Origin of the sequence: uncultured Rothia sp., from assembly GCF_963544205.1 — a bacterium.
Lineage (GTDB): Bacteria > Actinomycetota > Actinomycetes > Actinomycetales > Micrococcaceae > Rothia.
The window spans coordinates 1-25,256 of sequence record NZ_CAUUDY010000011.1 but is presented as its reverse complement, the minus strand read 5'-3'; the positions used below and the strand labels follow the sequence as shown (position 1 = coordinate 25,256).

General features: G+C 58.9%; 12 protein-coding genes. 4 read left to right on the top strand and 8 right to left on the bottom strand.

All coding sequences use genetic code 11. From position 1 onward, the window contains the following. Positions 1-94: 94 nt before the first annotated feature. The 4 genes from RWZ58_RS06480 to RWZ58_RS06465 form a co-directional block, all read right to left on the bottom strand. Positions 95-3,466 (bottom strand): fibrinogen-like YCDxxxxGGGW domain-containing protein, encoded by a 3,372-nt coding sequence (locus RWZ58_RS06480; RefSeq protein WP_314658068.1) that lies wholly within the window; start codon positions 3,464-3,466, stop codon positions 95-97. A 214-nt stretch (positions 3,467-3,680) separates the two neighbouring features. Continuing rightward, the gene (locus RWZ58_RS06475; protein WP_314658067.1) at positions 3,681-4,541 is read right to left on the bottom strand and encodes a hypothetical protein; all 861 of its coding nucleotides are present in this window, start codon (positions 4,539-4,541) and stop codon (positions 3,681-3,683) included. A 345-nt stretch (positions 4,542-4,886) separates the two neighbouring features. After that, the gene (locus tag RWZ58_RS06470; protein ID WP_314658066.1) at positions 4,887-7,355 is read right to left on the bottom strand and encodes a fibrinogen-like YCDxxxxGGGW domain-containing protein; all 2,469 of its coding nucleotides are present in this window, start codon (positions 7,353-7,355) and stop codon (positions 4,887-4,889) included. Positions 7,356-7,879: 524 nt separating this feature from the next. Next, on the bottom strand, positions 7,880-10,246 hold the full coding sequence (locus RWZ58_RS06465; protein ID WP_314658065.1) for a fibrinogen-like YCDxxxxGGGW domain-containing protein: 2,367 nt from the start codon (positions 10,244-10,246) through the stop codon (positions 7,880-7,882). A gap of 564 nt (positions 10,247-10,810) precedes the next feature. Between RWZ58_RS06465 and mfd the strand changes: the two genes are divergently transcribed. After that, on the top strand, positions 10,811-14,554 hold the full coding sequence (gene mfd / locus RWZ58_RS06460; RefSeq protein WP_314658064.1) for a transcription-repair coupling factor: 3,744 nt from the start codon (positions 10,811-10,813) through the stop codon (positions 14,552-14,554). Positions 14,555-14,694: 140 nt separating this feature from the next. Beyond that, a complete protein-coding gene (locus tag RWZ58_RS06455) occupies positions 14,695-16,113 on the top strand; it encodes an NAD(P)H-quinone dehydrogenase (protein ID WP_314658063.1) in 1,419 nt (472 codons plus the stop codon). A 142-nt stretch (positions 16,114-16,255) separates the two neighbouring features. Here RWZ58_RS06455 and RWZ58_RS06450 read toward each other — a convergent pair whose 3' ends face one another. The 4 genes from RWZ58_RS06450 to RWZ58_RS06435 form a co-directional block, all read right to left on the bottom strand. Then, complete coding sequence (locus RWZ58_RS06450; protein ID WP_314658062.1) at positions 16,256-17,656, bottom strand: MFS transporter; 1,401 nt, start codon at positions 17,654-17,656, stop codon at positions 16,256-16,258. Between the two features lie 378 nt (positions 17,657-18,034). Then, a complete protein-coding gene (locus tag RWZ58_RS06445) occupies positions 18,035-19,855 on the bottom strand; it encodes a biotin carboxylase N-terminal domain-containing protein (RefSeq protein WP_314658060.1) in 1,821 nt (606 codons plus the stop codon). Between the two features lie 151 nt (positions 19,856-20,006). Next, positions 20,007-20,714, bottom strand: coding sequence for a nucleoside triphosphate pyrophosphatase (locus tag RWZ58_RS06440; protein WP_049338826.1), 708 nt, complete (start codon positions 20,712-20,714; stop codon positions 20,007-20,009). Positions 20,715-21,030: 316 nt separating this feature from the next. Further along, positions 21,031-22,449 (bottom strand): dicarboxylate/amino acid:cation symporter, encoded by a 1,419-nt coding sequence (locus tag RWZ58_RS06435; RefSeq protein ID WP_294639901.1) that lies wholly within the window; start codon positions 22,447-22,449, stop codon positions 21,031-21,033. 384 nt (positions 22,450-22,833) lie between these two features. Between RWZ58_RS06435 and RWZ58_RS06430 the strand changes: the two genes are divergently transcribed. Both RWZ58_RS06430 and RWZ58_RS06425 read left to right on the top strand, forming a co-directional pair. Beyond that, positions 22,834-23,751 carry a hypothetical protein gene (locus tag RWZ58_RS06430; RefSeq protein ID WP_314658059.1) on the top strand — a complete coding sequence of 306 codons (918 nt, stop codon included), beginning with the start codon at positions 22,834-22,836 and terminating at the stop codon, positions 23,749-23,751. A gap of 100 nt (positions 23,752-23,851) precedes the next feature. Next, on the top strand, positions 23,852-25,144 hold the full coding sequence (locus RWZ58_RS06425; RefSeq protein WP_314658058.1) for a glutathionylspermidine synthase family protein: 1,293 nt from the start codon (positions 23,852-23,854) through the stop codon (positions 25,142-25,144). Positions 25,145-25,256 lie beyond the last annotated feature (112 nt).

Below are 25,256 nucleotides of genomic sequence, written 5' to 3'. Positions count from 1 at the left end.
ACGCAGAAAAGCGGGTGGCACACGCAAATGGGGTTTGATTTCCTGAACCATTCAGAAAATCAAACCCCATTTAGCTGAGATTATCTAGAAGGTATTAGTTCCTTCGATACTGCACCGGAACGCGGGTTCCAACTCCGTTATTGACGATGCGTCGCTCACCCTGGTCGGCTGCCGCGTTGTTCGCGTTATCGACCGCGGGCTGCTCAGCCTCGTTTGCCACGGGAGCCTCCGCATCCTTGTCTGCTTCCTTCTCAGCAGGCTGCTCAGCAACCGGTGCCTTGGAGGTAGCCTGCAAATCAAAGCTCACGTTCGGCAGAGTGTTGCGTCGAGCGAACGCCGGGTGAACCTCAACCGCGATGAGGTTCTCGCCAGCCTTCAGCTGAGAAGCCGGAACCGTGAAGGTCACCGGAGTCTTCTGAGCCTCAGCAGTATCTACCGAGCTGGAAGCCGCCGCGCTATTCCACAGCTTGCCCCTGATGTCGAAGTTGGAGCGTCCAACCTCTTCACCGTTGACACCCACCGCAATAGCGTCATCCGCGTAGGTGGTCAGCACCAGGTCGCGGCTCGCCTGCTCACGAGTGAGCTGGATAGTAGTGTACGCGTAGATGTTGTTGCGGGTACGCAGCAGAGGTACATTAGCGCGGGTGTTGAGGTTGCCGTTGCCCACACCGATCGGGGTCTTGCCGGTCTGCCAGGCTTCCTGCGCGATATCTTCCAAGGTGAAGTGGAAGTTGTACTTCCACGCATGCTTACGGTTGGGAGCATTGGCAGCGACCATGTACTTCCACTCGGATGCGTAGGGCAGAACAATCTGGTCCTTAGCGGTTTCGTCCTTCGGATTTTCTTCCTTAGGATCAGCGGGCTTCGGCGCCTCGGTCGTTACCTCCACGCTCGGAGTTGCCGAGGCGGTGGGATCAACAGTAGCGGTCGGGTCAGCACTTGCCGACGGGGCAGCGGTAGGAGTCTCGGTTGCGGTCTCCGTGGGGGTAGGAGTCGGACGAACCGGAGCTACCTGAACCGGAGTAGAAGCAGAGTAGTTATCCGAGCTGTCCACCGCACGCACAAAGTAGCGTGCATTATCGGTGTGGTCAATCTCGAACTTCGTACCCGAGGTGCTAGCAATGACGCGGTCATCACGCAGAATCTGGTAGCGGACACTACCGGCATCCTGCACAGCATCCCAGGTCAGAACGTCTTTATCGTCCTTCAGCTCAACCTGCAGGTTCTGCGGGGTAGCCGGAGGAGTCACATCGCGAGCCTCAAAGCGCGCAAAACCGACGGTGTCCTGAGTACCGTGAACACCCAGAGAACGGTGAATATCGCCACCAACCCACAGGGTACCCTTCGAATCCACGAAAGACTCCCAGATACCGAAACCGTGGTCACCCTTAATCGCGGGGGAGAACTCCGGCAGCATCTTACCGCTGTCCTTATCGAACGCAGCAACCAGCTTGACAGAGTGAATCACGCTTGAACCGCCCACCGGGAACCGCTTATTACGCGAATCCTGGTAGAGGAAGTCACCGCAGTGGCAGGCACCGTAAATGGTGTTGCCGTGCAGATGCAGATCCTGGAAGTCGCCACCGTCACGGGTAATTGCGGTGTAGGTGGGGGTCAGAGTTGCCTTGTCATAACGAGAAATGAGGTGCTCAGTACCGCCCACCCAGACGCCGGTGCCGGCATCCTGAACGTCGAACTGGAAACCCCAAATCTTGGTTTCGTTACGCAGGTCAGAGACATTAGCACCGGCAGGAATCTCAGAGTGCTGGTACACCCACGGGCTACCCTTCTGCAGGTTCTGAGTAATATCAGCCACACGGTAGGCAAGACCGCCGTTAAGCCACGTGAAGTAACCGACTACGTAAACATGAGAGTTATCAGCGGAAGCACTAATACCGTTGACGGTGCCATTGAACACCTGACGCCAGTTGCGATCCACACTCACGATACCGGGCACGCCGTCAGAAGGCTGACCCAGCTTAAAACGGGCAATATTGCGCGAATATGCAACACCCGCCTTTTCACTTTCATGAACGTGGGTAAAGGTGCCGCCAATATACACGTAGTCACCCTGACGGTGGATGGTCTTTACCGTCATTGGCTCGGTCAAAATACGATCTTCGACTTTAACCTGGGACCATTCCGGAGCAACTTCACCGGTCGTGGCGTCAACAACGACGAAGCTCTTACGCTCCTCACCGTTAACCTTGGTAAAGGTACCGCCAACCGCCAAACGGTTATTCGGCAGTGCCTCAACAGACTTAACCTGACCGTTAACAGTCAGCTTGAAATCGCGGCGCAAATCGCCGGTCTCCGGGTCAAAGGCAGCAATATTAGACTGGTTAACATGCTCGCCGGTGGAAGACTCAAGGTACATGAAGTCGCCACCAATGAACACGCTGGAGGTGCCGTTGCCGTGATCGACCTCGGTGATTGCCTCAACGTAGGTGTTCATCTCGTTGGTCTCACCGGTGAAGGTCTTGGTGCTGGTGCGCCAACGCCAATCCGCCGAACGGCTACTGGGCAGGGCACGACGAGCACTCGCCTGAGTACCGGAATCCGGGATAGCGCCCAGGTGCAAATCGTTCTGAGTCAGCTTCGGGCGCAGGAACATCTGGGTGTAACCGAAGGAGGTTTCACCGTTGCTTTCCTTACCGTAAATGTAGGAGTTCTGCGCATCGGTGATCGCCGGCTCAGAGCCATCCTGGGAAATGGGAGCGTTCGCACCGTAACGGAAACCCATACGGTAATCCTGCGAAGCCATTTCCTCAAAGAGCATCGTCCTGAAGCCGTAGTTCTGGCCGCCCAACATATGGTCTTCCCACGTGCCATTAGGCCAGTCCCTGCGGCCATTTTCGTTGTAGGAAGAGAACTCGTCAGGGTTCGTGACAACCGCGTTAGCCCAGACAGCGTTCGAACGCAGAGCCCAGGTCCACTCGGAGGTCTGGCGGCGGTCAACCGTCGCCTCCTGCCACTTAGTGCCAGAAGTATTTACAGCGCGACGGAAACGGTAACCATCGGGCAGCTGATCGGGGCGAACGCCGTTGAGCAGCTGAGAAATAGTGGTGCCCGAAAGCTGAATCGGGGTCTTTGCGGCGGGCAGGGAGCTCAGGGGCTTGCCCTGTTCGAGAGTCAAACCGGACGATGCGGGGGCAGCATCGCTGTAGAGCTGGGAGGTATCGCCCTGGCCCTCGTAGTTTTCGGTCCAGCCGTCACGACCCTCACCGATCTTGACCCAGCCTCCGCCATCAGTTTCCTGATCGCAATAGAACTGGGCCGGCTGGCTCATCGCGGGAGTGTACAGCCAGTATGCGCCGCTCTTTGCCTCGGGGTTAGCCTGCTTGGCTTCCCAACAGCTGGCGGCAGCACGCTCGGAGGTCGTGCCATTGTAGAAAGCAGAGTCCCTTTTTTCCGCAGTCTGCTCGACCGCGGTACTCGGCGTAATAGCGGGGATAGCTACGGGCAAAGCCAAAGCCGTAGCAATGCTCAAGCAAAGAGTTGAGCGGGTTATAGCAGAACGAGAAAAGCCTGAGCCCGTCATGCCAAGGTGGGCTTTCATAATATCTCCAAATGAATGCCAAGAAATGTTATCGAATGCGCATCAACATTAATGCGCGATGGACGATAATGCGCGGTTTCCAGCGAATTATCGTTGGAAACCGGCATCTTAATTAAAACCCTTAACAGTCAGGATTGTTCGGGAAGTCGTGGGTTGCAATCTTCCACTGACCATCGACCTGAACGAGGGTGTAGATATTGAGTGAACGCTTGGGAGAATTATCATCCTTTACAGGCTGATTATTCTCATCGTAGATCTTCACAGAGGAAGAATCCATGCATACTTCCAGCATGCGCGCGGGCTGACCCTTGTACTGAGTTGCAGTCATACGGGGGGTGCCCACCACAGTGGAAGAACCTTCATAATGCCAGCCTGCCAGCGCATATTCGGAAGCCTGCACAGCAAACTCAGCGGCAGCAGAATCCACGGCGACAGCCTCGATGGAACGAATCGTCTCATCATCGAGGACAGCACGAGCCTGCTCAACATTCTGCTGCTCAGCTTCTTCGTCGCTGGTCGGATCAGCGGTGCGCTCCGGGGAAGGAGCGGCAGAAGGAGCTGCCTTAATCTTGGTCAGAATGTTTTCAAAAGAATTGACCAGTTCGGTGGTCTTTTTCACTTCTTCAGTGTCAACGGGCACGGAAGAAGCATTCTTCATTTCCTCCGAACCGGTGTAAATCTCTTCAAGCTTCTGGCCATCAGAAGAAGTAGCCTCAGCATCCGCCTTGGGGGATGCATCGCCCGAAGCCTCAACGGACGCAGAAGCAGTGCCCTGCTCAGAGACCTGGGGAGAAGTGCTCGACGACTGACCGGAAGAAGCGTGCGCAGAAGCGGAAACGCTAGCGGACGCAGAAGCAGAAGAAGAGCTATCGGAGCTCGGGTTTTCAGTAGCGCAAGCGCTCAGAACCAGAGCAGATACTGCAAGGGTGCCCAGGGTGCCCAGAAGGCGAGACCGGGAGGGCTGCTTGAAGAATGCTGACATAGGAAGCCTCTTTAGTGGTTGGAGTGAGATCGACTATATTCCGGAAGATAATACCTTGCGCGATGGCAAAGCACCTAAAGGCTAGCACGCAAAGCTGGGAGAATACTTAGACTCGCAAAAATAACGTTTTTATAAATGATGAGAATAAGCCCTAAATAATGCTCTATTTTGGCTTGAATAGAAGGTAAATATATATCTCTGGATGAAAAAACCTTCATGTAAATGAATGAAATAGATTCACAATGTGCAAAAAAGTCCCGGGCTGGTTATGAACCAACCCGGGACAATAGGGCGAACATCACTAAAATTATTTGTCATAAAAGCGCATGTCGCCCTGATGAGGGGTTATGCCGCCTGGACAGCCTCGGTACTTGCCGAATAGTTATCCGAGTTATCTACCGCGCGCACATAATAGCGGGCGCCATCGCGGTGATCCACCGAATAGCTCGTACCCGTTACCGTTGCAATAGGACGATCATCGCGCAGAACCTGGTACTTCACATTACGTTCGGAAATACCCGACCAAGTCAGCTGATCCTTCGAACCGTTCTTCGTGACCTTCAGATTGCTCGGGGTAGCCGGAGGCGCCACATCGCGAGGTGCATAACGCGCGAAACCAATGGTCGGCTGGACACCGTTAGCACCCAGCGACTTACGGATATCGCCACCAACCCACAGAGTGCCGGTCGAATCCACGAAGGACTCCCACACGCCGTAGCCGTAGGCGCCGTTCATAATCGGGGCCCACTCCGGTAGCACCTGGCCGGTATCCTTATCGAATGCTGCAACCAAACGAATCGTCTGGGCATCCGTAGCGTTCACCCACTCCGAATCAACCTTGGTCGCGCCCTGGTAGATGAAGTCACCACAGTGGCACGCACCGTAAATGGTATTGCCGTTCAGGTGCAGATCCTGGAAGTCACCACCCTCGCGAGTAATCGCGCTGTAGGTGCGGCGCATGGTCGACTTATCGTAGCGGCTAATCATATGCTCGGTGCCACCCAGCCATACGGAAGAGCCAGCATCCTGAACATCGAACTGGAAGCCCCACATCTTACGCTCGTTCTTCAAATCCCAGGTCTGAGCGCTGGAAGGAACGTACGAAGGCTCATGAGTCCAATCGCCGCCGCTCTGGCGGGGATCCTTGATATTGGCGATACGGAATGCCTCACCACCGTTGAGCTGAGTGAAGTAGCCGGCCACGTACACGTGGCTATTTCCCTCGGAAGCGTTCACACCGTTAACCGTGCCGTTGAAGACCGGACGCCAGTTCCAGTCCACCTCGCCGTTACTCAGCTTGATGCGGGCCAGGTTCCTGGAGTAGGCGTACGTGGGGGAGGTGTTACCCTTCACGTGCGTGAAGGAGCCACCGAGGTACAGGTACCCGTCGCGAACGTGCAGGGTCTTCACCTGCACCGGCAGGGAAGAGATGCGGCTCTGAACGTGAATATCCCAATCCTTAGCCACCTGACCGGTCTTCGGATCCAGAATCACGAAACCGTTGTAGTACTCGCCATTCACCTGATCGAAGGAACCACCCACGGCAAGCAAGCCGTTCGGCAGAGCCTCAACCGACTTCACCTGACCGTTAATCTTCGGGCGGAAGGAGCGGCGCAGCTCGCCGGTGCCCACCTCGTAGCCAGCCAAGAAAGCCTGCTCAACCTTCTCGCCACTCGCCGACTCAACGTACGCGAAATCGCCACCGGTAAAGACGGCGCCACCAACCTCGGTAATCGCCTCAACCTGGGTGTTCATCTCACCCTTCTTGCCGGTACCGGTGTCAGTACTCGTACGCCACTTCCACTTCTCAGAGTAGCTATTGGGCAACGCGCGGCGGTTACTTGCCGGAGCCCCCTGCTGACCGTAAGCGTGCAGGCCCTTAGCCGCCAAATCGTTCTGAGTCACCTTCGGGCGCAAGAACATCTGAGTGAACACCAAAGGGGCGGTCGAATCATTCGCCGGGCGGTAGATGTAGGAAGAGGCCCTGTTCAACAGGTAATTCTGGAACCAACCCGTAATCCTAGCGTTCGGGCCGTAGGTAAAGCCCAGCTTATAACCCTGTGACGGCTTCTCCACGAAGTGCAGGGAACGGAAATCATCCGAATAGCCGTAACGGAAGATATTGCCCGCCGTCTTCTCCTGGCTGTAGTAGTTGTAGCCACGGTACTGTCGCGGATGAGTAATCGAAATGTTCGACCAGTACATCGTTGAGCGAAGGGTCCAAGACCACTCGGTGCTCGCGGCACGCGTAGCCTTAAAATCCTGCCATGCGGTACCGTTCACGTTCATGGCGCGGTGGAAACGCACACCATCGGGCAAATCCTGCGGACGGGTACCGTTCAGCAGCGCGTTCACCGTCTGACCCGGCAACTGCACCGCGTCAAAACCAGTGGGGTTCTGATGCAGCTGCTTGGCATCGCCACGACCGTTATAGTTCTCGGTCCAGCTCTCGCGGCCTCGACCAATCATGACCCAGCCGCCGCCATCAGTTTCCTGATCACAATAAAACTGCTCAGGAGCACTCATCTGCGGGGTGTACAGCCAGTACGCACCACTCTTAGCCTGCGGATTATTCTGCTTAACCTCCCAACAGCTGGCTGCGGCTCGCTCGCTCGACGAACCGTTATAGTAACGTGCATCAGCGGCCTGTGCACCCGAAGCAATCGGGCCCAAAGAAGCCGCAACCATCGCAAAAGAAGCAACTGCCGCACCCAAAGCACGGGAACCAGCACGAGAAGCTACGCGAGAACCCTCAGAAGCGGAAGAAGCAGCGCCCTGCGAACGCCCTCCACTCGCGAACGGAAGAAAATTCATTATGTCTCTCCTAGAGACCTCAACCGGCATACGGCAGAAAACGCAAATCACACAGCACCACCCACCCAACACAAGGCACAGCATAGTAACCAGGTATCGGGGGAAAGAAGCAGTATGAAAAGCACTAACAGCGAGTCTGTAGCCGGAATCAGTGAGTGTAGTTATCGGAAATTGAATGAATACGCCCCACCAGCTCACGCGCGAAGCCAACAACGGCAACGCATCACAAGAAGCGGAACGCTAAAAATCTGTGAAGCCTCCCCGACCGTACCAACAGCGAAGAAACACCACAGACAAAGATTCAGCCCATCATCGGAAGGACGGAAGCAACCTATCCGACGCAATGAATCCCAACCCATCATAGCCGCCACAGGGGCGAAGAGATAGCAAATTGGGAAAACCGGACCAAACCAAAACTATAGGGGGCATACACCCCGGGTGCACCACCGCCTGATCCAGACCCCGCATACCCTGCAGAGCCCGAACCAGGCGGCGGCTCAAAGAAACTAGATCAGTAACCTGACCTAAGCCTGAGCAGCTCCCGTAGAAGCCGAGAAATTCTCAGATGCATCAATGGAACGCACGTAGTAGCGTGCACCATCGGTGTGCTCAACCTCGTAGCTGGTACCGGATACCGTAGCAATCACACGGTCATCACGCAGCACCTGGTAGCGAGCGCCGCTCTCACGAACGCCAGACCAAGACAGCTTATCGGTCGAACCATCACGCTGAACCGACAGGTTCGACGGAGTTGACGGAGGAGTGACGTCGCGAGCCGCAAAGCGAGCGAAACCGACAGTGCGCTGCTCACCATTAGCACCCAGCGAACGGTTGATGTCGCCGCCAACCCACAGGTTGCCACGAGAATCCATGAAGGACTCCCAAACACCGTAGCCGCTAGCGCCCTTCAGAACCGGGCTGAACTCGCCGATGACCTCGCCGCTATCCTTGTCGAACGCTGCGACCAGGCGCATACGGTGAACCGCCTTCGATTCCTTCCAATACGTGTGGTAGCCGGTCGAACCCTCGAAGAGGACATCACCGCAGTGGCACGCACCGTAAATGGTGTTACCGCTCAGATGCAGATCCTGCCAGTCGCCACCGTACTTAGAGATAGACGAAGAAATACGGCCGTAACCGTTCTTCGAGTAGTTCGCAATCAGGTGGTCAGCGCCGCCAGTCCACACGGTCGAACCAGCATCCTGAACATCGAACTGGAACGCGTACACAATGCGGTCAGTAATGTTCAGCTTCAGCGACGGCTCCCACTCCCACTTAATATTCGAAGCGTTAGAACCATTCAGTGCCGCCAGGCGGAACGCGCGCTGGTTATTCAGCTCGGTGAAGTAACCCGCAGCGTGAACAGTGGAATTATCGGACGCAGCGGTAATACCGTTGACCGTACCGTTGAAGTTCGGGCGCCAATTCCAGTCCACCGCACCGTTCGAGAGCTTAATACGAGCGGCACCACGCGAGTAAGCGTACGCCTTAGAAGTATTGCCCTTCACGTGGGTGAAGTTACCACCAATGTACAGGTAACCATCCTGAACCAGCAGGGTCTTCACCTGAGCCGCATCGCCGTTACGGCGCTGAATCTGAAGATCCCACGTGCGGTCAATCTGGCCGGTGGTCGCATCCAGAATCACAAAGTGGTTGACCTTCTCGCCGTTCACCTGGGTGAACTCGCCACCGACCGCCAGGCGGTTATTCGGTAGCGCCTCCAGAGCCTTAATCTGACCGTTGAAGGTCGGGCGGAAGGAACGAACCAGTTCGCCCGAATCTACGTTGTAGCCAGCCAGGTACGACTGGTCCACGCGCTCGCCGCCAGCAGACTCAACGTACTTGAAGTCGCCGCCGGTGAAGACGGTGTCTCCCACCTGAGTAATAGCCTGAACGTAGGTGTTCATCTCGTTCTTCTTGCCGGTGCCAGTCTGCTCACTGGTGCGCCAGCGAACGGGCATCGTGTAGCTATTCGGCAGGGCGCGGCGGTTACTAGCGGCAGAGCCAGAACCAATCTGCGAGAAGTGCAGATCATTCTGAGTCAGCTTCGGACGCAGGAACACCTGAGTGAAGGGGATAGAGTAACCGGCAGAACCACGCTTGTGGTAAATGTACGAATCCGAGTTCTCGTTACCAAAGTTCACCAGCGCACCGTACGCAAAACCGATCTGGTAGCCCTGATTCGGGTTAGCGAAGAAACGCACCGAGCTGGTGGTAATACCCGGAGCCATCTCCGAAGCGGAACGGCCCATGTGAGCGGTGCGGTTAATGCCGGCACCGGTGAACTTCACGGTGCCCCAACGCTGACCGTAGCTCATCGCCCAGGTCCACTGCTCAGTCTGAGGACGCTGAACATAAACGTTCTGCCACTGGGTGCCCCTCGCATTGTGGGCACGGTGCAGGCGCATACCGTCGGGAAGATCCTGAGGCTTAATGCCGTTCAGCAGAGCATCGACAGTGTTTGCGGGAAGCTGGACCGGAGTAAAAGCGGAAGGGCCGGTGGGGTTCTGGTGCAACTGGTTCGGGTCGCCGGTGCCATTGTAGGACTCAGTCCAACCTTCGCGACCACGGCCAATCATGACCCAGCCGCCGCCATCAGTTTCCTGATCGCAATAGAACTGCGCCGGGCCGCTCATCTGCGGGGTGTACAGCCAGTAAGTGCCAGAAGAGGCAGAAGGATTAACCTGCTTGACCTCATAGCAGGAAGCAGCCGCCTTATCACTGCTGGAGCCGTCATGGGTTCCGGTCGCAGCCGAGGCGGGGGTAGTAGGAGTAAGCGGTGCCGCAGTAAAAGCAGTACCAAAAGCGAGTGCGAAAGCGGCCCACTTCTTAGCGGACCATGAACGGGCATGGTGCTTTTCAGCGGGTTTGTTCGTGTATGTGGTTGTCATATGCGTCTTTCTGATGCGACGTTCCGGAAGAAACATCGAAAGATACGGTGAATTATTGCACTAGAAAAACCGCAGTAAATACTGAAAACCTGAGGTTGGTTGGAAGAGGTAAACAGAATCCGGAAGAGGATATACCGTCTGGTTTTTCTATAAGTGCTAATGATTAGGGTACAGGATTAAGCTGTGAAAATAATGGTGCACAAAGTGCAAAGATACCTGTGAGTGTGTGATTTGCGCCCCATGCAATGGGCGTTGTGACACAGGAAAAGACACAGAAGAAAACCATATTCAAATATCACCCATGAAAGCGACAGTCGAGTGCAAAAAGACATATATTCCACCCCAGAAGAACGCAGGAGAAAAATGCCAGAAAATGCAGACAAGTCCTACAATGGAGAAGCCGCAAAAAAACACCCCCAAAACACACAAAAGCACCGTGAAATAAAGGCAAAACCACTCGGGTACCCAACCTCACGCAGGTACCCAACACGGCACACATTACTGGCATACTCGCCAAAACCGGCAAACCCGCCAATCCCGAGGACCGCAGATTCAGGAGAACCCGTGAGCACCACCCGAAAAGCTACCGCACAGCCTCTCGAGGCACCCCTGCAGCCCCTCCTGAACACCCTCAACCAGCTCAACAGCTGGGCGGCAATCCGCACCGCCGCCTCCGCACAGCCCCGCGAACGCAGTGCACGCACCCTCATCGGCGCAGTTGCTGGAACCCACGCCGCACTCATCGCAGACATCTCCACCGCAGTACGCGGTGCCACCGGTGAAGCGCTCAGCCTCATCATCGCCCCCACCGACCGCCAGGCAGAAGACCTCGCCGCAGCGCTGCGCTCCTACCTGCCTGCCGCCGACATCGCGCTCTTCCCTGCCTGGGAAACCCTTCCGCACGAACGCCTCTCGCCGCGCTCCGACACCGTCGGCCGCCGCCTGCAGGTGCTACGCGCCATCACCGGGAACACCACCCGCCCCCAGGTCGTCATCGCACCCGTGCGCGCCGTCATCCAGCCCATCGTCACCGGCATCGAAAAGCTCGAACCCGTACACCTGGTCCGCGGCGAAGAATACCCCTTCAAAGACGTAGTACGAGGACTTAACGACGCCGCCTACTCCCGCGTAGACCTCGTCGCCAAGCGCGGCGAGTACGCGGTGCGCGGCGGCATTATCGACGTTTTCCCGCCCACCGCAAACACCCCCGTACGCCTCGAATTCTTCGGCGACGAACTCGACGAAATGCGCCACTTCTCCGTCGCCGACCAGCGCACCCTCAGCGGGGGAGAGGAACTCACCGAACTCACCCTGCTGCCCTGCCGCGAACTGCTCATCACCCCCGAGGTCATGAGCCGAGCCGCACGCCTGAAGGCAGACTACCCTGCCGCTGCATCCATGCTTGAGAAGATTGCGGGCGGAATCTACGTTGAGGGCATGGAATCGCTCACCCCGCTACTCATCGAATCCATGACTACCCTCACCGAGCTGCTGCCGGCAGGGTCCATGATCATCAACGTCGAACCCGAACGCGTGCGCGCCCGCGCCGAAGACCTCGTCGCCACCAACGAAGAATTCCTCGCCGCCGCCTGGGATACCTCCGCAGAAGCCGATGCTGTAGCACCCATCGACCTGGGCCAGCTGCGCATGAGCGACAGCGGATTCCGAACTATTGACCAAACCACCGCACAGGCACTCGAAGCCAAGCTCAGCTGGTGGGAAATCACCGAACTCGTCACCGACGCAGACCTGCTCGAAGACGCCGCTGGAGCAATCCAGAGCCAGAGCATCGCCGATGCTATCGAAGACGGAATCGACACCTACACCGTCAACGCCGCCCCCGCAACCGCATTTAACGGCTCCGTCGAACGCATGCTCAGCCAGGTTGGCGACCTCATTCAGAAACAGTGGACCGTCCTCGCCCTCACCAACGGCCGCGGCTCCACCGACCGACTTATCGACCTCTTCCACTCCGGGGAAGGGGCGCTCGCCGTACCCGCAGCCCGACGAACCAGCCTCGAAGCCGACCCCGCAGGCGACCTCGAGCACGGCATCGTCGAGGTGTGCGAGGCGCCCGCCTCCGCAGGCTTCCTCATCGAGGAGGCGAAGCTCGCCGTCTTCACCGAAGCCGAACTGCTCGGACGCCGCGGCACCTACGCACCCCGAGGCGCCGCCGGGCAGAAATTCAAGACGCGCCGTCGCCGCAATGCCGTCGACCCGCTCGCACTGAACCCCGGCGACTACGTGGTGCACGAACGCCACGGCATCGGTCGCTTTGTCGAGATGACCTCCCGCCCGGTGGCGGGTGCCTCCCCGGTCAACGGCGTGCAGCCCATGAAGGAATACCTGGTCATCGAGTACGCCCCCGCCAAGCGCGGTGGCGCGCCCGACCGCCTCTTCGTGCCCTCCGACCAGCTGGACCTCATCTCCAACTATGTGGGCGGCGAGAACCCGAGCCTGTCCAAGATGGGCGGCAGCGACTGGGCGAAGACCAAGTCCCGCGCTCGCAAGGCAGTCAAGGAAATCGCCGCCGACCTGGTGAAACTCTACTCGGCACGTCAGGCATCGCGCGGTCACGCTTTCGCCCCCGACACCCCCTGGCAGCGTGAGCTGGAAGAGTCCTTCCCCTACAACGAGACCCCCGACCAGCTCACCGCCATCCACGAGGTGAAGGAAGACATGGAGAAAGAAATCCCCATGGACCGCCTCATCTCCGGCGACGTGGGCTTCGGTAAAACCGAGGTCGCCGTGCGTGCCGCGTTCAAAGCGGTACAGGACGGCAAGCAGGTTGCCGTGCTCGTGCCTACGACCCTGCTCGCTCAGCAGCATTACGAGACGTTCAGCGAGCGTTTCTCGGGCTTCCCCGTGAAGATTCGCGTGCTCTCCCGCTTCCAGAAGGCGAAGGAAACCCGCCAGATTACCGAAGAGATCGCATCCGGCGCGGTGGACGTGGTGATTGGTACCCACCGCATCCTCTCGGACAGCGTGGTGTTCAAGGACCTGGGCCTGGTCATCATTGACGAGGAGCAACGCTTTGGCGTGGAGCACAAGGAGAAGCTCAAGCAGATGCGCACCAACGTGGACGTGCTCGCCATGAGCGCAACCCCGATTCCGCGCACCCTCGAAATGTCGCTGACCGGTATTCGTGAAACCTCCACCCTGGCGACCGCCCCGGAGGAACGCCACCCCGTACTGACCTTCGTTGGCCCGCGCACCGACAGCCAGATTACGGCCGCGATTCGCCGCGAGCTCATGCGTGAGGGACAGGTGTTCTTCGTGCACAACCGCGTGGCTGATATCGACGATGTTGCCGCAGAAATCGGCAAGCTCGTGCCGGAGGCGCGCATCGCCACCGCCCACGGTCGCATGAGCGAGTCGCGCCTGGAGCAGATTATTGTGGACTTCTGGGAGCGCCGCTTTGACGTGCTGGTGTGCACCACAATCGTGGAGACCGGCCTGGACATTTCGAACGTGAACACCCTCATCGTGGACCACGCCCAGAACTACGGACTGAGCCAGCTGCACCAGCTGCGCGGGCGCGTGGGTCGTGGTCGCGAGCGCGCCTACGCGTACTTCCTGTACCCGGTGGACAAGACCCTCGGCGAGATTGCGCACGAGCGTCTGAAGGCTGTCGCGACCCACAACGAGCTGGGTGCGGGTCTGCAGCTTGCCATGAAGGACCTGGAGATTCGCGGCGCGGGTAACCTGCTCGGTGGCGAACAGTCCGGCCACATTGCGGGTGTGGGTTTTGACCTGTACCTGCGCCTGGTCGGTGAGGCCGTGGCGAACTATCGCGGTGAGAAGGAAGAACGCGAGGTCGAAACGAAGATTGACCTGCCCGTCAACGCGCATATTCCTCACACCTACATTGATTCGGAGCGTCTGCGCCTGCAGGCGTACCGTCAGATTGCAGCAGCCGATACCGAAGAGAAGATTGCGGAGGCACGCGAGGAACTGGTCGACCGTTACGGCGAACTGCCGGAGGCGGTAGAGAACCTGCTTGCCGTGGCGACGGTGCGTATGCACGCCCGCGCCGCCGGTATTCATGAGCTGGTGGTTCTGGGCCCGAAGGTTCGCGTGGTGACCGCTACGCCGCTGCCGGAGTCTCGCCAGATGCGTCTGAAGCGTGTGTACCCGGGCTCCACGCACGCTCAGCCGAAGGGTATGGATACCTGGCTGACGCTGGTTCCGCGCCCGAAGACTATGCCGGTTGGCGGTAAGGACCTGGTGGACGGCGCGATGCTGCAGTGGGCTGAGAAGTTCATTAACTCGATTTATGCGGAGAAGCCCCAGGCTCTCGAAGACTAGAGACTAGAAGAATAGGGGAGCGCCCGGTCATACCGGGCTACCGCGTCAGAAAATGCTCGCCGTGCAGATTGCCACAATATGGCACATCTGCACGGCGAGTGCGTTTGCCCCACGCAGGCGGCATAGCTCACAATTAAGGCATGACTTCAACGGTGAATTATGCATCTCAGCGAATTGTAATTATTGGTGGCGGCCCCGGCGGCTACGAGGCAGCGATGGTGGCTGCCGCATCCAACGCGGATGTGACTCTGATCGAGCGTAATGCCATTGGTGGCTCCGCCGTTCTGACTGACGTTGTGCCCTCTAAGACCCTGATTGCTACGGCGGATATGATGACCCGCTTCTCCGAGGCGGGTAGCCTGGGCATCGAGAACACGAAGGGTAAGGCGCCGCAGCTTCGTGTTGATATGGACCGCGTGAATCGCCGAGTCCGCGACCTGGCCCAGCAGCAGTCTGCCGATATTAAGCGTGCTCTGGCTTCTGCGGGCGTGAAGATTATTCACGGTACCGGTAAGCTCCTGGACCGCCACACCGTGCAGGTGACTGACGAGGCGGGTCTGGTTTACCCCCTGCAGGCGGACTTTGTGCTGCTGTCGGTGGGTACGCATCCGCGTGAAATGGCGACCGGCATGCCTGATGGCGAGCGCATCCTGACCTGGACTCAGCTGTACAACCTCTGCGAAGTTCCCGAGGAGCTGATTGTGATTGGTTCGGGTGTGACCGGTGCCGAATTCGCGTCGGCGTATAACGGCCTGGGTTCGAAGGTGACTCTGGTGTCTTCGCGTGACCGCGTGCTTCCCGGTGAGGACGAGGACGCAGCCCGCGTGCTGGAGGACGTCTTTGAACGTCGCGGCGTGCGAGTGATGCCCCGTTCCCGTGCGGCTGCTGTTGAGCGTACCGGGGACGGTTCCGGTGTCATCGTGACCCTGTCGGACGGCCGTAAGGTGTCCGGCACTCACTGCCTGGTGGCTATTGGTTCGATTCCGAACACTGAAGATTTGGGCCTGGAAGCAGCCGGTGTGGAGCAGACCCCGAGCGGTCATATTAAGGTGGACGGTGTGTCTCGCACGAGCGTGAACAGCATTTACGCCGCCGGCGACTGCACGGGTGTTTACCCGCTGGCTTCCGTGGCTGCGATGCAGGGTCGTATCGCCATGGCGCACATCCTGGGTGATGCGGTGCGCCCGTTGCGTACCGATAAGGTTGCCGCGAACATCTTCACCTCCCCGGAGATTGCGACCGTGGGCGTGAGTGAGAAGGACCTTGCCGAGGGCGCCTACCGTGGTGACGCGGTGACCCTGCAGCTGAGCACTAACCCGCGTGCTAAGATGATGGCGATGCGCGACGGCTTCGTGAAGATTTTTGCTCGCCGCCACTCCGGCACCGTCATTGGCGGTGTGGTGGTTGGTCAGCGTGCTTCCGAGCTGATTTACCCCATTGCTCTGGCGGTGGAGAAGAAGCTCGCGGTGGACGATCTGGCGGATACCTTCACGGTCTATCCCTCGCTCTCCGGCTCGATTGCTGAGGCTGCGCGCAAGCTGCATACTCGCGGCCTGTAGCCTGCGCATAGATACCCTGGGCTTGTAGAGAGCCGGTATCTCTGAAACGTACAAAAGCGGTGGGGGTCGCCTCCTGAATTCCTAAGAATCAGGAGGCGACCCCCACCGCTTTGCCGTAGAAACGCGTTAGCTGCGCGAAGCTTTACTTCGTGGTGCTGACAGCGTTCATGTCCACGTCACGGGTTTCGTGAGTGAGCAGAATGAAGACAACGCTCAGAATCGATGCGAATGCCAGGTAGCCGCCCACTGCAGCCACACCGTAAGTGGAGTTCAACCAAACAGCCACGAACGGGGTCAGTGCCGCGCCGAGGATGGACGCCACGTTGTAGGCGATACCGCTGGCGGTGTAGCGCACGTTGGTGGGGTACAGCTCCGGCAGGTACGCGGACATGGAACCGAAGGACAGACCCATCAGGCACATACCGATGAAGATGAAGAGGGTGACCACTGCGGCGTTTGCGTTCGCACCGGTACCGACGACGGAGGGGGAGATGAACAGGCCGAAGGACAGACCGAAGACAGCCATAGCGATGGTGGTCCACAGCTGCTGGGTGCGGCGGCCGTACTTGTCAGCCAGCCAACCCGAAATCGGGATGAAGATTGCGAAGCCAATGATGGAGATCAGCTGAATGATCAGGAACTCGCGGTAGGGGATAGCCAGGCCGCCCTTGTCAGCCTTGCCGATACCGTAGGAGAGGACCCATGCGGTCATCAGGTAGAACAGCACGTAGCATGCCACCATGATGAAGGTACCCTGAATCATGGGCCACCAAGCGACCTTGAACGCCTCAACGAGCGGGGTCTTAACCTTCTCGTTGTTAGCGGCAGCCTTGGCGAAGACGGGGGTCTCCTCCAGCTTGAAACGCACGTACAGGCCGACAGCAACCATCACGATGGACAGCAGGAACGGAATACGCCAACCCCAAATGAGGAAGGGGTGGTCAAGGGTCTTACCGTCGGTTGCGGAGTTGAAGGTAATCCAGCTGGTCAGCAGCAGCATGAAGCCATTCGCAAGGACGAAGCCGATGGGTGCACCCAGCTGAGGCCACATGGCGGCGCGGGCACGCTTGCCGTCCTCAGCGTATTCGCTGGCGAGCAGTGCCGCACCGGACCATTCGCCGCCCAGACCCAGACCCTGGCAGAAACGCATGATGGTCAGCATGGTCGGAGCCCACAGACCAATCTGGTGGTAGGTGGGCAGCAGACCGATGATGAAGGTTGCCAGACCCATGGTGAGCAGTGCACCGACGAGGGTTGCCTTACGGCCAATCTTGTCGCCGAAGTGGCCGAAGATCACGGAACCGAGGGGGCGCGCGATGAAGGCGACGCCGAAGGTGGCGAAGGAAGCCAGAAGCTCGGTGGTTGCGTCCTTCGAGGGGAAGAACAGTACGGGGAACACAGCCACTGCTGCCGTGGCGTAAATGTAGAAATCGTAGAACTCGATGGTGGTACCAACGAGCGAGGCGAGAATAACTCGACTGCGAGGAGTCGTATTCTTCACCGGTGCAGCAGACGCTTTCGTGTCGGATGCAGAAGCGCTCATGAGGAAAACTCCCGAGATGGTGAATTTGTGTGTACACATGGAGCCTGAGGTAGGTGTTCCGTTGTCGGTCAGCGCGGGAGGCGGGTGTGCCGTAGGCGCGTACTGGGTGCCGTGACCGCACCGGGTGGGTGCGGCGGGCGCCGGAATCTGAAAGGCTCCTCTAAAGTGCAACATTATAACTCTGTTCAGAAAAACCCAAACAAATACAGCCACTATCTGGACGCGAACACAAGGGTTAGCGGCGTAAATCCCACCTAAACAGGCAAGAGCGGACATAGAAAATCCCCTGGAAAGATACGAGGTATTACCTCATACCCTTCCGGGGGATTCGTAGAATATGCGCTCGTGGTATCGAGACCGCAGTAGCGAGATAGAGCGTTACTTAATGGTTGCCAGTACCGCGCCGGAGGTGACGGTATCGCCGGCCTTAGCGGACAGACCCGAAACCTTACCCGCCTTGTGTGCGGTAATGGGCTGCTCCATCTTCATAGCCTCCAGCACCAGAATCAGGTCGCCCTCAGCAACAGTGTCACCGTCAGAAGCGGCAACCTTCACGATGGTGCCCTGCATGGGGCTGGTCAGCTCGTCGCCGCCACCCTTCGCCGCGCCGCGTGCCGAACGCGACTTACGGGTCTTGGAGGCGGGCTTAGCGGCAGGCTTGGTGGCACCACCCAGGTCGGGCAGGGACACCTCCATGCGCTTGCCGTTGACCTCAACGACCACGGTGGTGCGCTCATCCTCATCCGAATCCACGCTACCGGGAGCACCGGAGTACATGGGGATGGTGTTGTTGAACTCGGTCTCAATCCAGCGGGTGTGCACCTTGAACTCGCCGCCCTCAGCCGGTGCGAAGGCGGGGTCATCCAGCACGACGCGGTGGAACGGGATGACGGTAGGCATACCCTCAATGCTCAGCTCAGCCAGGGCACGGCGGGCACGCTGCAGAGCCTGCTCGCGATCCGCGCCGGTGACAATGAGCTTAGCCAGCATGGAGTCGAAGTTACCGCCGATAACGTCACCAGCCACGAAGCCGGAATCCCAACGCACACCGGGGCCGGTGGGCACGGTCATCTTCTCGATGGTGCCGGGGGCGGGCATGAAGGAACGGCCCGCATCCTCACCGTTAATACGGAACTCGAAGGAGTGACCGCGCAGAACCGGGTCCTTCTCCTCAATCTTCTCGCCGCGAGCAATACGGAACTGCTCACGAACCAGGTCCAGACCGGAAATCTCCTCGGAAACCGGGTGCTCCACCTGCAGTCGAGTGTTGACCTCCAGGAAGGAGATGGTGCCGTCGGTGCCGACCAGGAACTCACAGGTGCCGGCGCCCTGGTAGCCAGCCTCGCGCAGAATCGCGCGGGACGCCTCGTACAGGCGCTCGTTCTGCTCATCGGTCAGGTAGGGGGCGGGCGCCTCCTCAACGAGCTTCTGGTTGCGGCGCTGCAGGGAGCAGTCACGGGTAGAAACCACCACGACGTTGCCGTGCGCATCCGCCAGGCACTGAGTCTCAACGTGACGGGGCGAATCCAAGAAACGCTCGATGAAGCACTCGCCGCGACCGAACGCCGCGGTAGCCTCACGAACAGCGGACTCGTACATTTCAACAATGCTTTCGCGGTCGCGGGCGACCTTAATGCCGCGGCCACCGCCACCGAAGGCAGCCTTCACCGCGATGGGCAGGCCGTGCTCATCGGCGAACGCAACAACCTCATCGGCGGACTTAACCGGGTCCTTGGTGCCGGGCACCAGGGGAGCGCCCACCTTCTGCGCGATGTGGCGTGCCGCCACCTTATCGCCCAGCTGGGTAATGGACTCGGGGGAGGGGCCAATCCAGGTCAGGCCCGCGTCGATGCACTTCTGAGCGAACTGCGCGTTCTCAGACAGGAAACCGTAGCCGGGGTGCACAGCGTCAGCGCCGGAGCGGATAGCAATCTCAATGAGCTTGTCCATCACCAGGTAGGACTGAGCCGCGGTGGCGCCGCCGAGAGCGTAGGCTTCATCGGCAAGCTTCACGTGCTGGGCGTCGCGGTCCGGGTCAGCGTAGACGGCGACGGTCTGCAGACCCTCATCGCGGGCTGCACGAATCACGCGGACAGCAATTTCGCCGCGGTTAGCGATTAGAATCTTGCTGACCGGGCCGGTGTGGCGGCCGGGGACTGCAGTAAATTTCTTGGCGGCTTCTGCCTGGTGCTGAGTCACTTAAAGCTCTCCTTTAATCTCCTGCTCCAAGGATACATCGGCAGGATTGGCGAATATAACGCGCATCATACTGTTCTATCTTATCGATTGGTGTTCAACAATGTGTATTTCAGGGCGCGCTTTGAGACAGATTTATACGGTGGGAGCGGTTCTACTCCTCATCCTGGGGCGCCAGCCACAACTCGGTCACCGCGACCTCGCGGCGGCGCAGCATATCGCGTAGCGCGTGGATGGACAGGCCCACCACCGTGTGGAACTCGCCCTCAATACCGCGAATAAACGCCGAACCGTAACCATCCAGGGTAAAGGAACCGGCTACCCAGAGCGGCTCGCCGGTAGCAATGTACGCCTCGATTTCTTCGGGGCTGAGCGTATCAAAGTGGACGGTAGCGCTGCGCAGCTCAAAAACGGTGGGCAGCTCAGAAGTAGCGGACAGCTCGGCACCCGGCTCAAGACCGCGCAAATCCACGAGCGCGTGACCGGTATGCAATACACCGTAGTTTCCGCTCATTGCGCTGATGCGCTCGCGTGCCGCCTCGGCGGTGTGCGGTTTACCGTAGGCGACACCCTCAAACTCGAAGACCGAATCGCAGCCCAGAACCAGCGCATCCCGCACACCTTCAGCAGCAAGTTCAGCGGCAACTGCCTGCGCTTTCAGCTGCGCCAGCAGGGAAGCGGTCTCAGCCGGGGTGAGTCCTTCCCGACCCTGGGTGCGTGCCTGTTCGTTAGCGGCGGCGAGCGCGGCATCCTCATCTACGGAGGAGACGCGCACCGTGAAGGCGATGCGGGAGTCTTCCAGGAGCTTGCGGCGTGCCGGGGATGCGGAGGCAAGAATCAAACGGATCGGTGTGGTACTCATAGGTTCTATTTTAGAGCCTTGCGGGTGAGCCTTACCCTCGAGTGCAGATTGAAGGGTGTCAAGAAGCTGGGGGAATGGGCGGAAAAGTAAGGGGGGACGAAAAGAGCGTGTCCCATCCCCCTCAACCACGTAGGAGATGGAACACGCCGTTCAAAATCATAACTCTTCTCAAACCTTAAAGAAAAAAAGAATCAATAGTGACACTTTTATGACGTTTGACAAATGTATTTTGCCCATGCTGGGGGCATGGGTAGCGGAGAAGCTACACGGCGCTAAGCGGTACCGCCTAGCGCCGTGTGCGTGAGCCTTCGTCAGATTAGCGGTGTGCCACGGCGGTGTTGTCTTCCACCTCGTGAAGTCGCTGCGCCTCGCCGGCGATGCGCTCATCGTAGAATTCCTGAGCCACGAAGCCGCCCTCAGAACGGGGAGCGTTGTAGAGCTCCTCATCCAAGATGCCCTCGCGGCGAGCCACAATCGCGGGAACCAGAGCTTGACCGGCAACGTTCAGGGCGGTACGACCCATGTCAACGATCGGGTCAATCGCCAGGAGCAGACCCACACCGTCCAGCGGCAGACCCAGAGTGGAAAGGGTCAGGGTCAGCATCACGATAGCGCCGGTGGTACCGGCAGTCGCAGCAGAACCGAGCACGGACACCATCACAATCAGCAGGTACTGGGTGAAGTCCAGCTGAATACCGTAGAACTGAGCCACGAAAATTGCGGCAAGGGCCGGGTAAACCGAAGCGCAGCCGTCCATCTTGGTGGTCGCACCCAGCGGAACCGCGAAGGATGCGTACGCACGGGGCACGCCCAGGTTGCGCTCTGCAACGGTCTGGGTCATCGGCATCGAACCCATCGAGGAGCGGGAAACGAAGCCCAGCTGAAGCGCCGGCCACACACCCGAGAAGTACTGGCGGACCGACAGGCCGTTCGCACGCACAATAATCGGGTAAACCACCAGGAAGACCAGCAGCAGACCAATGTAGAGGGCGATAACGAACGCGACCAGCGAACCCATCGACGCCCAACCGTAGGCGAACACTGCCTTAGCGATCAGACCCACGGTACCCAGCGGTGCCAGGCGAATAATCCACCACAGAATCTTCTGAATAATCGCCAGAGCGCTCTTGACCACGTCGATGAAGGGCTTAGCAGCCTCGCCGACCTTCAGCGCGGCAATGCCGACCGCACCGGAAATAACCAGAATCTGCAGCACGTTAAAGGACGCGGAGGCGGTGATGCCGGAATCACCGGACTTGGCGCTGACGCCCAGACCCAGGAAGTTCACCGGAATCAGGCCGGTCAGGAACGCGGTCCACGAACCGGTCGAGCCGGTGTACGCCTTGCCCTGCACCTGCGCGCCCACGCCCGGCTGAACAATCAGGCCCATGGCAATACCGATGAGCACCGCGAAGAACGCGGTAATCGCAAACCAGATGAGCGTGTTAACCGCCAGACGTGCCGCGTTCGTCACCTGCGAAAGGTTCGAGATGGAGGCGACCACGGCGGTGAAAATCAGCGGAACAACCGCCGCCTTCAGCAGGGTGACGTAGGAGGAACCGATGGTATCCAGGGTCACCATGAGCCAGTTGGGGTTGCTCTTCGCGTCCCCGCCCAGTGCGAGGGCGAGCGCGCCGAGAACAATACCCAGAATGAGGGAAGCAATGATTTGGTTGCCGAAAGACGTAGCCCACTTGGGCAGACGTGAACGAGATGATGCATGCGGTGTAGACATGTGGCATACTCTAAAACTTTTGTGCACTCGCGCGCGAGTTTGTGTGAAGAAGTGTTTCAATCCGGTGCAGTGCAGGGGATGTGTGACGAATCGTGACCTTCCGGCAGGCCCGCCTGCAAGCGAGCGTAACGGCAGTTCGTTGAGGTAGGTAGAGGTAGATATTTAAGGGGGAATCATCGCAAAAGCAAACAGCAGGGAAACAACTGCGCAACAAGCGGCGAAGCTTACTGAGATTTTGCCGTCAGCTAAGAACCCGAAAGCTGGGGCTTGATATGCTGGAATCACACCGATAGTCCGGCGAAAGTCGCTGGATGATGCTGTACCTACTCAGCTTCATGTACGCGTTGAGCGTTACGCCACGCACCACCCCTCAAGGAGAGATGCATGAGTTCTGCTCCCCAATACCCCGGCGGAACCACCACCCCTAACGGCCCGAAGAAGCCTCGCAACCGCATGGAAGCGGTCGCAGATTTCGCTACCCGCGCCGCACAGACCTCTGCCCAGCAGACCCTGAACCTGGGCGCGACCCGCCCCGGCATCGCCAAGATGATTGCCGTAGCGGGTGCTGGCGTGTTGCTGGTTGGCGGTGGCATCTTCGCCTACAACTCCATGCACCAGGAAGAGAACGCGTTCCTGTCGCAGGGCGAAGAGTACGCCCGCGTCTGCCAGGATGCGAAGACCGGCCTGCGCGTGGAAGATAGCGAATGTGAGAAGGCTGGCGTTCAGGAGCCGACCGACTCGTCCAGCAGCGACTCTTCGGGCTCGTCGAGTTCCTCGGGTTCCTCCAGCTCTTCCGGTTCGTCCGGTTCCTCAGGCTCATCTGGCTCGACCACCACCCACAATAATTCGAATGCTTTCCTCTGGTACTACCTGGGGCGCCAGAGCGCCGCGAACTCCACCGGAACCCCCACGGTTCCCGGCGTGGGCACCAAGCTCTCCGGAGGCAGCACTACCCGCCCGAGCAACGGCACCGTCTACAGTGGCGTGTCTTCTAAGGGCGGTAGCTTCGAAGACTCCTACCGCAGCGCGAAGAAGTCCTCCACCGTCTCCTCCGGCAAGGTGACCAGCACCAATAACTCCGGTAAGACCTCCACGGTGCGCAATAAGACGACCGGCTCGGTCTCCAGCGGTAAGCAGGGCACCAACAACAGCGGCAGCACCGGAACCTACAGCAAGTCGAACACCTCGAAGTCCTCTTCTAAGTCCGGCTCGTCCTCGAAGTCTGGTTCTTCGTCCAAGTCCGGCAGTAAGGGCGGTTTCGGTGGCGGCTCCAAGTCCGGTGGCGGCCGCTCCGGAGGCTAAGCCATAAGCCATCACACTGAATGCGGGCAGGGACTGAACGGTCCCGCCCGCATTTTCCTCACTATTTTCCATTCACTACTTCGAAGGAGCCTAGCCCCTCATGCGCCGTGAAGAATTTCCCGTCGGCCGACCCGACTGGGAGAACGTCATCATTGAGGAAGGCCTCACCTACAGCGTGGACGGCCCCCAGGACACCGACCACTACTGGAACGAATACGCCGCCTACATTTTCAGCCCGCAAGAAATGGATTCTGTGCGCGCCCAGGCGGAAGAAATGCACCGCATGTGTCTGGAGACCGTCGAGTACATCGCCTCCGGTGCGTTCGGCACCCTCGGTCTGCCCCAGGCGGCATTCAACCTCGCCGTAGAATCCTGGAACCGCCGCGACGCCGATTTCTACGGCCGCTTCGACTTCACCTACTCGGGCGTGCCCGGCGACCCGATGAAGCTGCTCGAATACAACGCCGACACCCCCACCGGCATTGTGGAGGCGGCAGTCAGCCAGAAAACCTGGGCGAAAGACCAGCGCCTCGACACCCGCGGCTACGCCCACTGGGGTGAAATCGGTGAAGCCTTCACCAACCGTTGGCGCCACATTTTCGCCCCCGAAATCACCGCCGGAGTGCAGCCTGTACTGCACCTGGCGCACGTGCCCCCCGAGATTGACGAGACCAACGAGGACTACAACAACCTCTGGCTCATCGCCTACTCGGCTCAGCAGGCGGGCATCAAAACCCACATGATTCCCATCGACGAAGTCATCTTCAACGAAGACACCAAGAGCTGGGAAGACCCACAGGGACGGCGCATCACCAACCTCTTCAAGCTCTACCCCTGGGAGGACCTGGTCACCGACAGCGAAGCAGGCTACGACAAGCTCCTCTTCGCCTACCACGGCGCCATGGACCGCTGGATTGAGCCGGCGTGGAAGATGTTCCTCTCCAATAAGTTGCTACTCGCCGCGCTCTGGGATAAGTACCCCGGCCACCCGAACCTGGTCCCCACCTACGCCGGTCACCGCGGCGGCATGCGCAACTGGGTTCGCAAGCCCCTCTTCGGACGTGAAGGCGACGGCGTAGAAATCTATGCCCCCGACTACGACGTCTTCATCAAGCCCGAAGACGACGACTTCTTCGCTAACGCCCCCGAAAGCGAATTCATCTACCAGGAGTACATCCCGGCACCGCGCTACGAGGGCATTATCAATCCGGTCAGCCACCCCATTCTCGGCGTGTGGGTTGTCGACGGACGCACGGTAGGCGTGGGTATCCGCGAATCGAACGGCGCGCTCACCGATTACTGGTGCCGCTTCGCCCCGCACCTGGTGGACCTGAACGACTCCACCGGCATGGGTTTCGGCACCACGGACCCCGGCACCGCAAACTTCGGATAGCACGGAATCCCGATAGATAAACCTTGCATGAAAAGATGAAGCCCCCGCCTCAGCCAAATGAACTGCGCCCCGAAACTTGGACGCTATAAATAGTAACCCTTACACAGCTTCC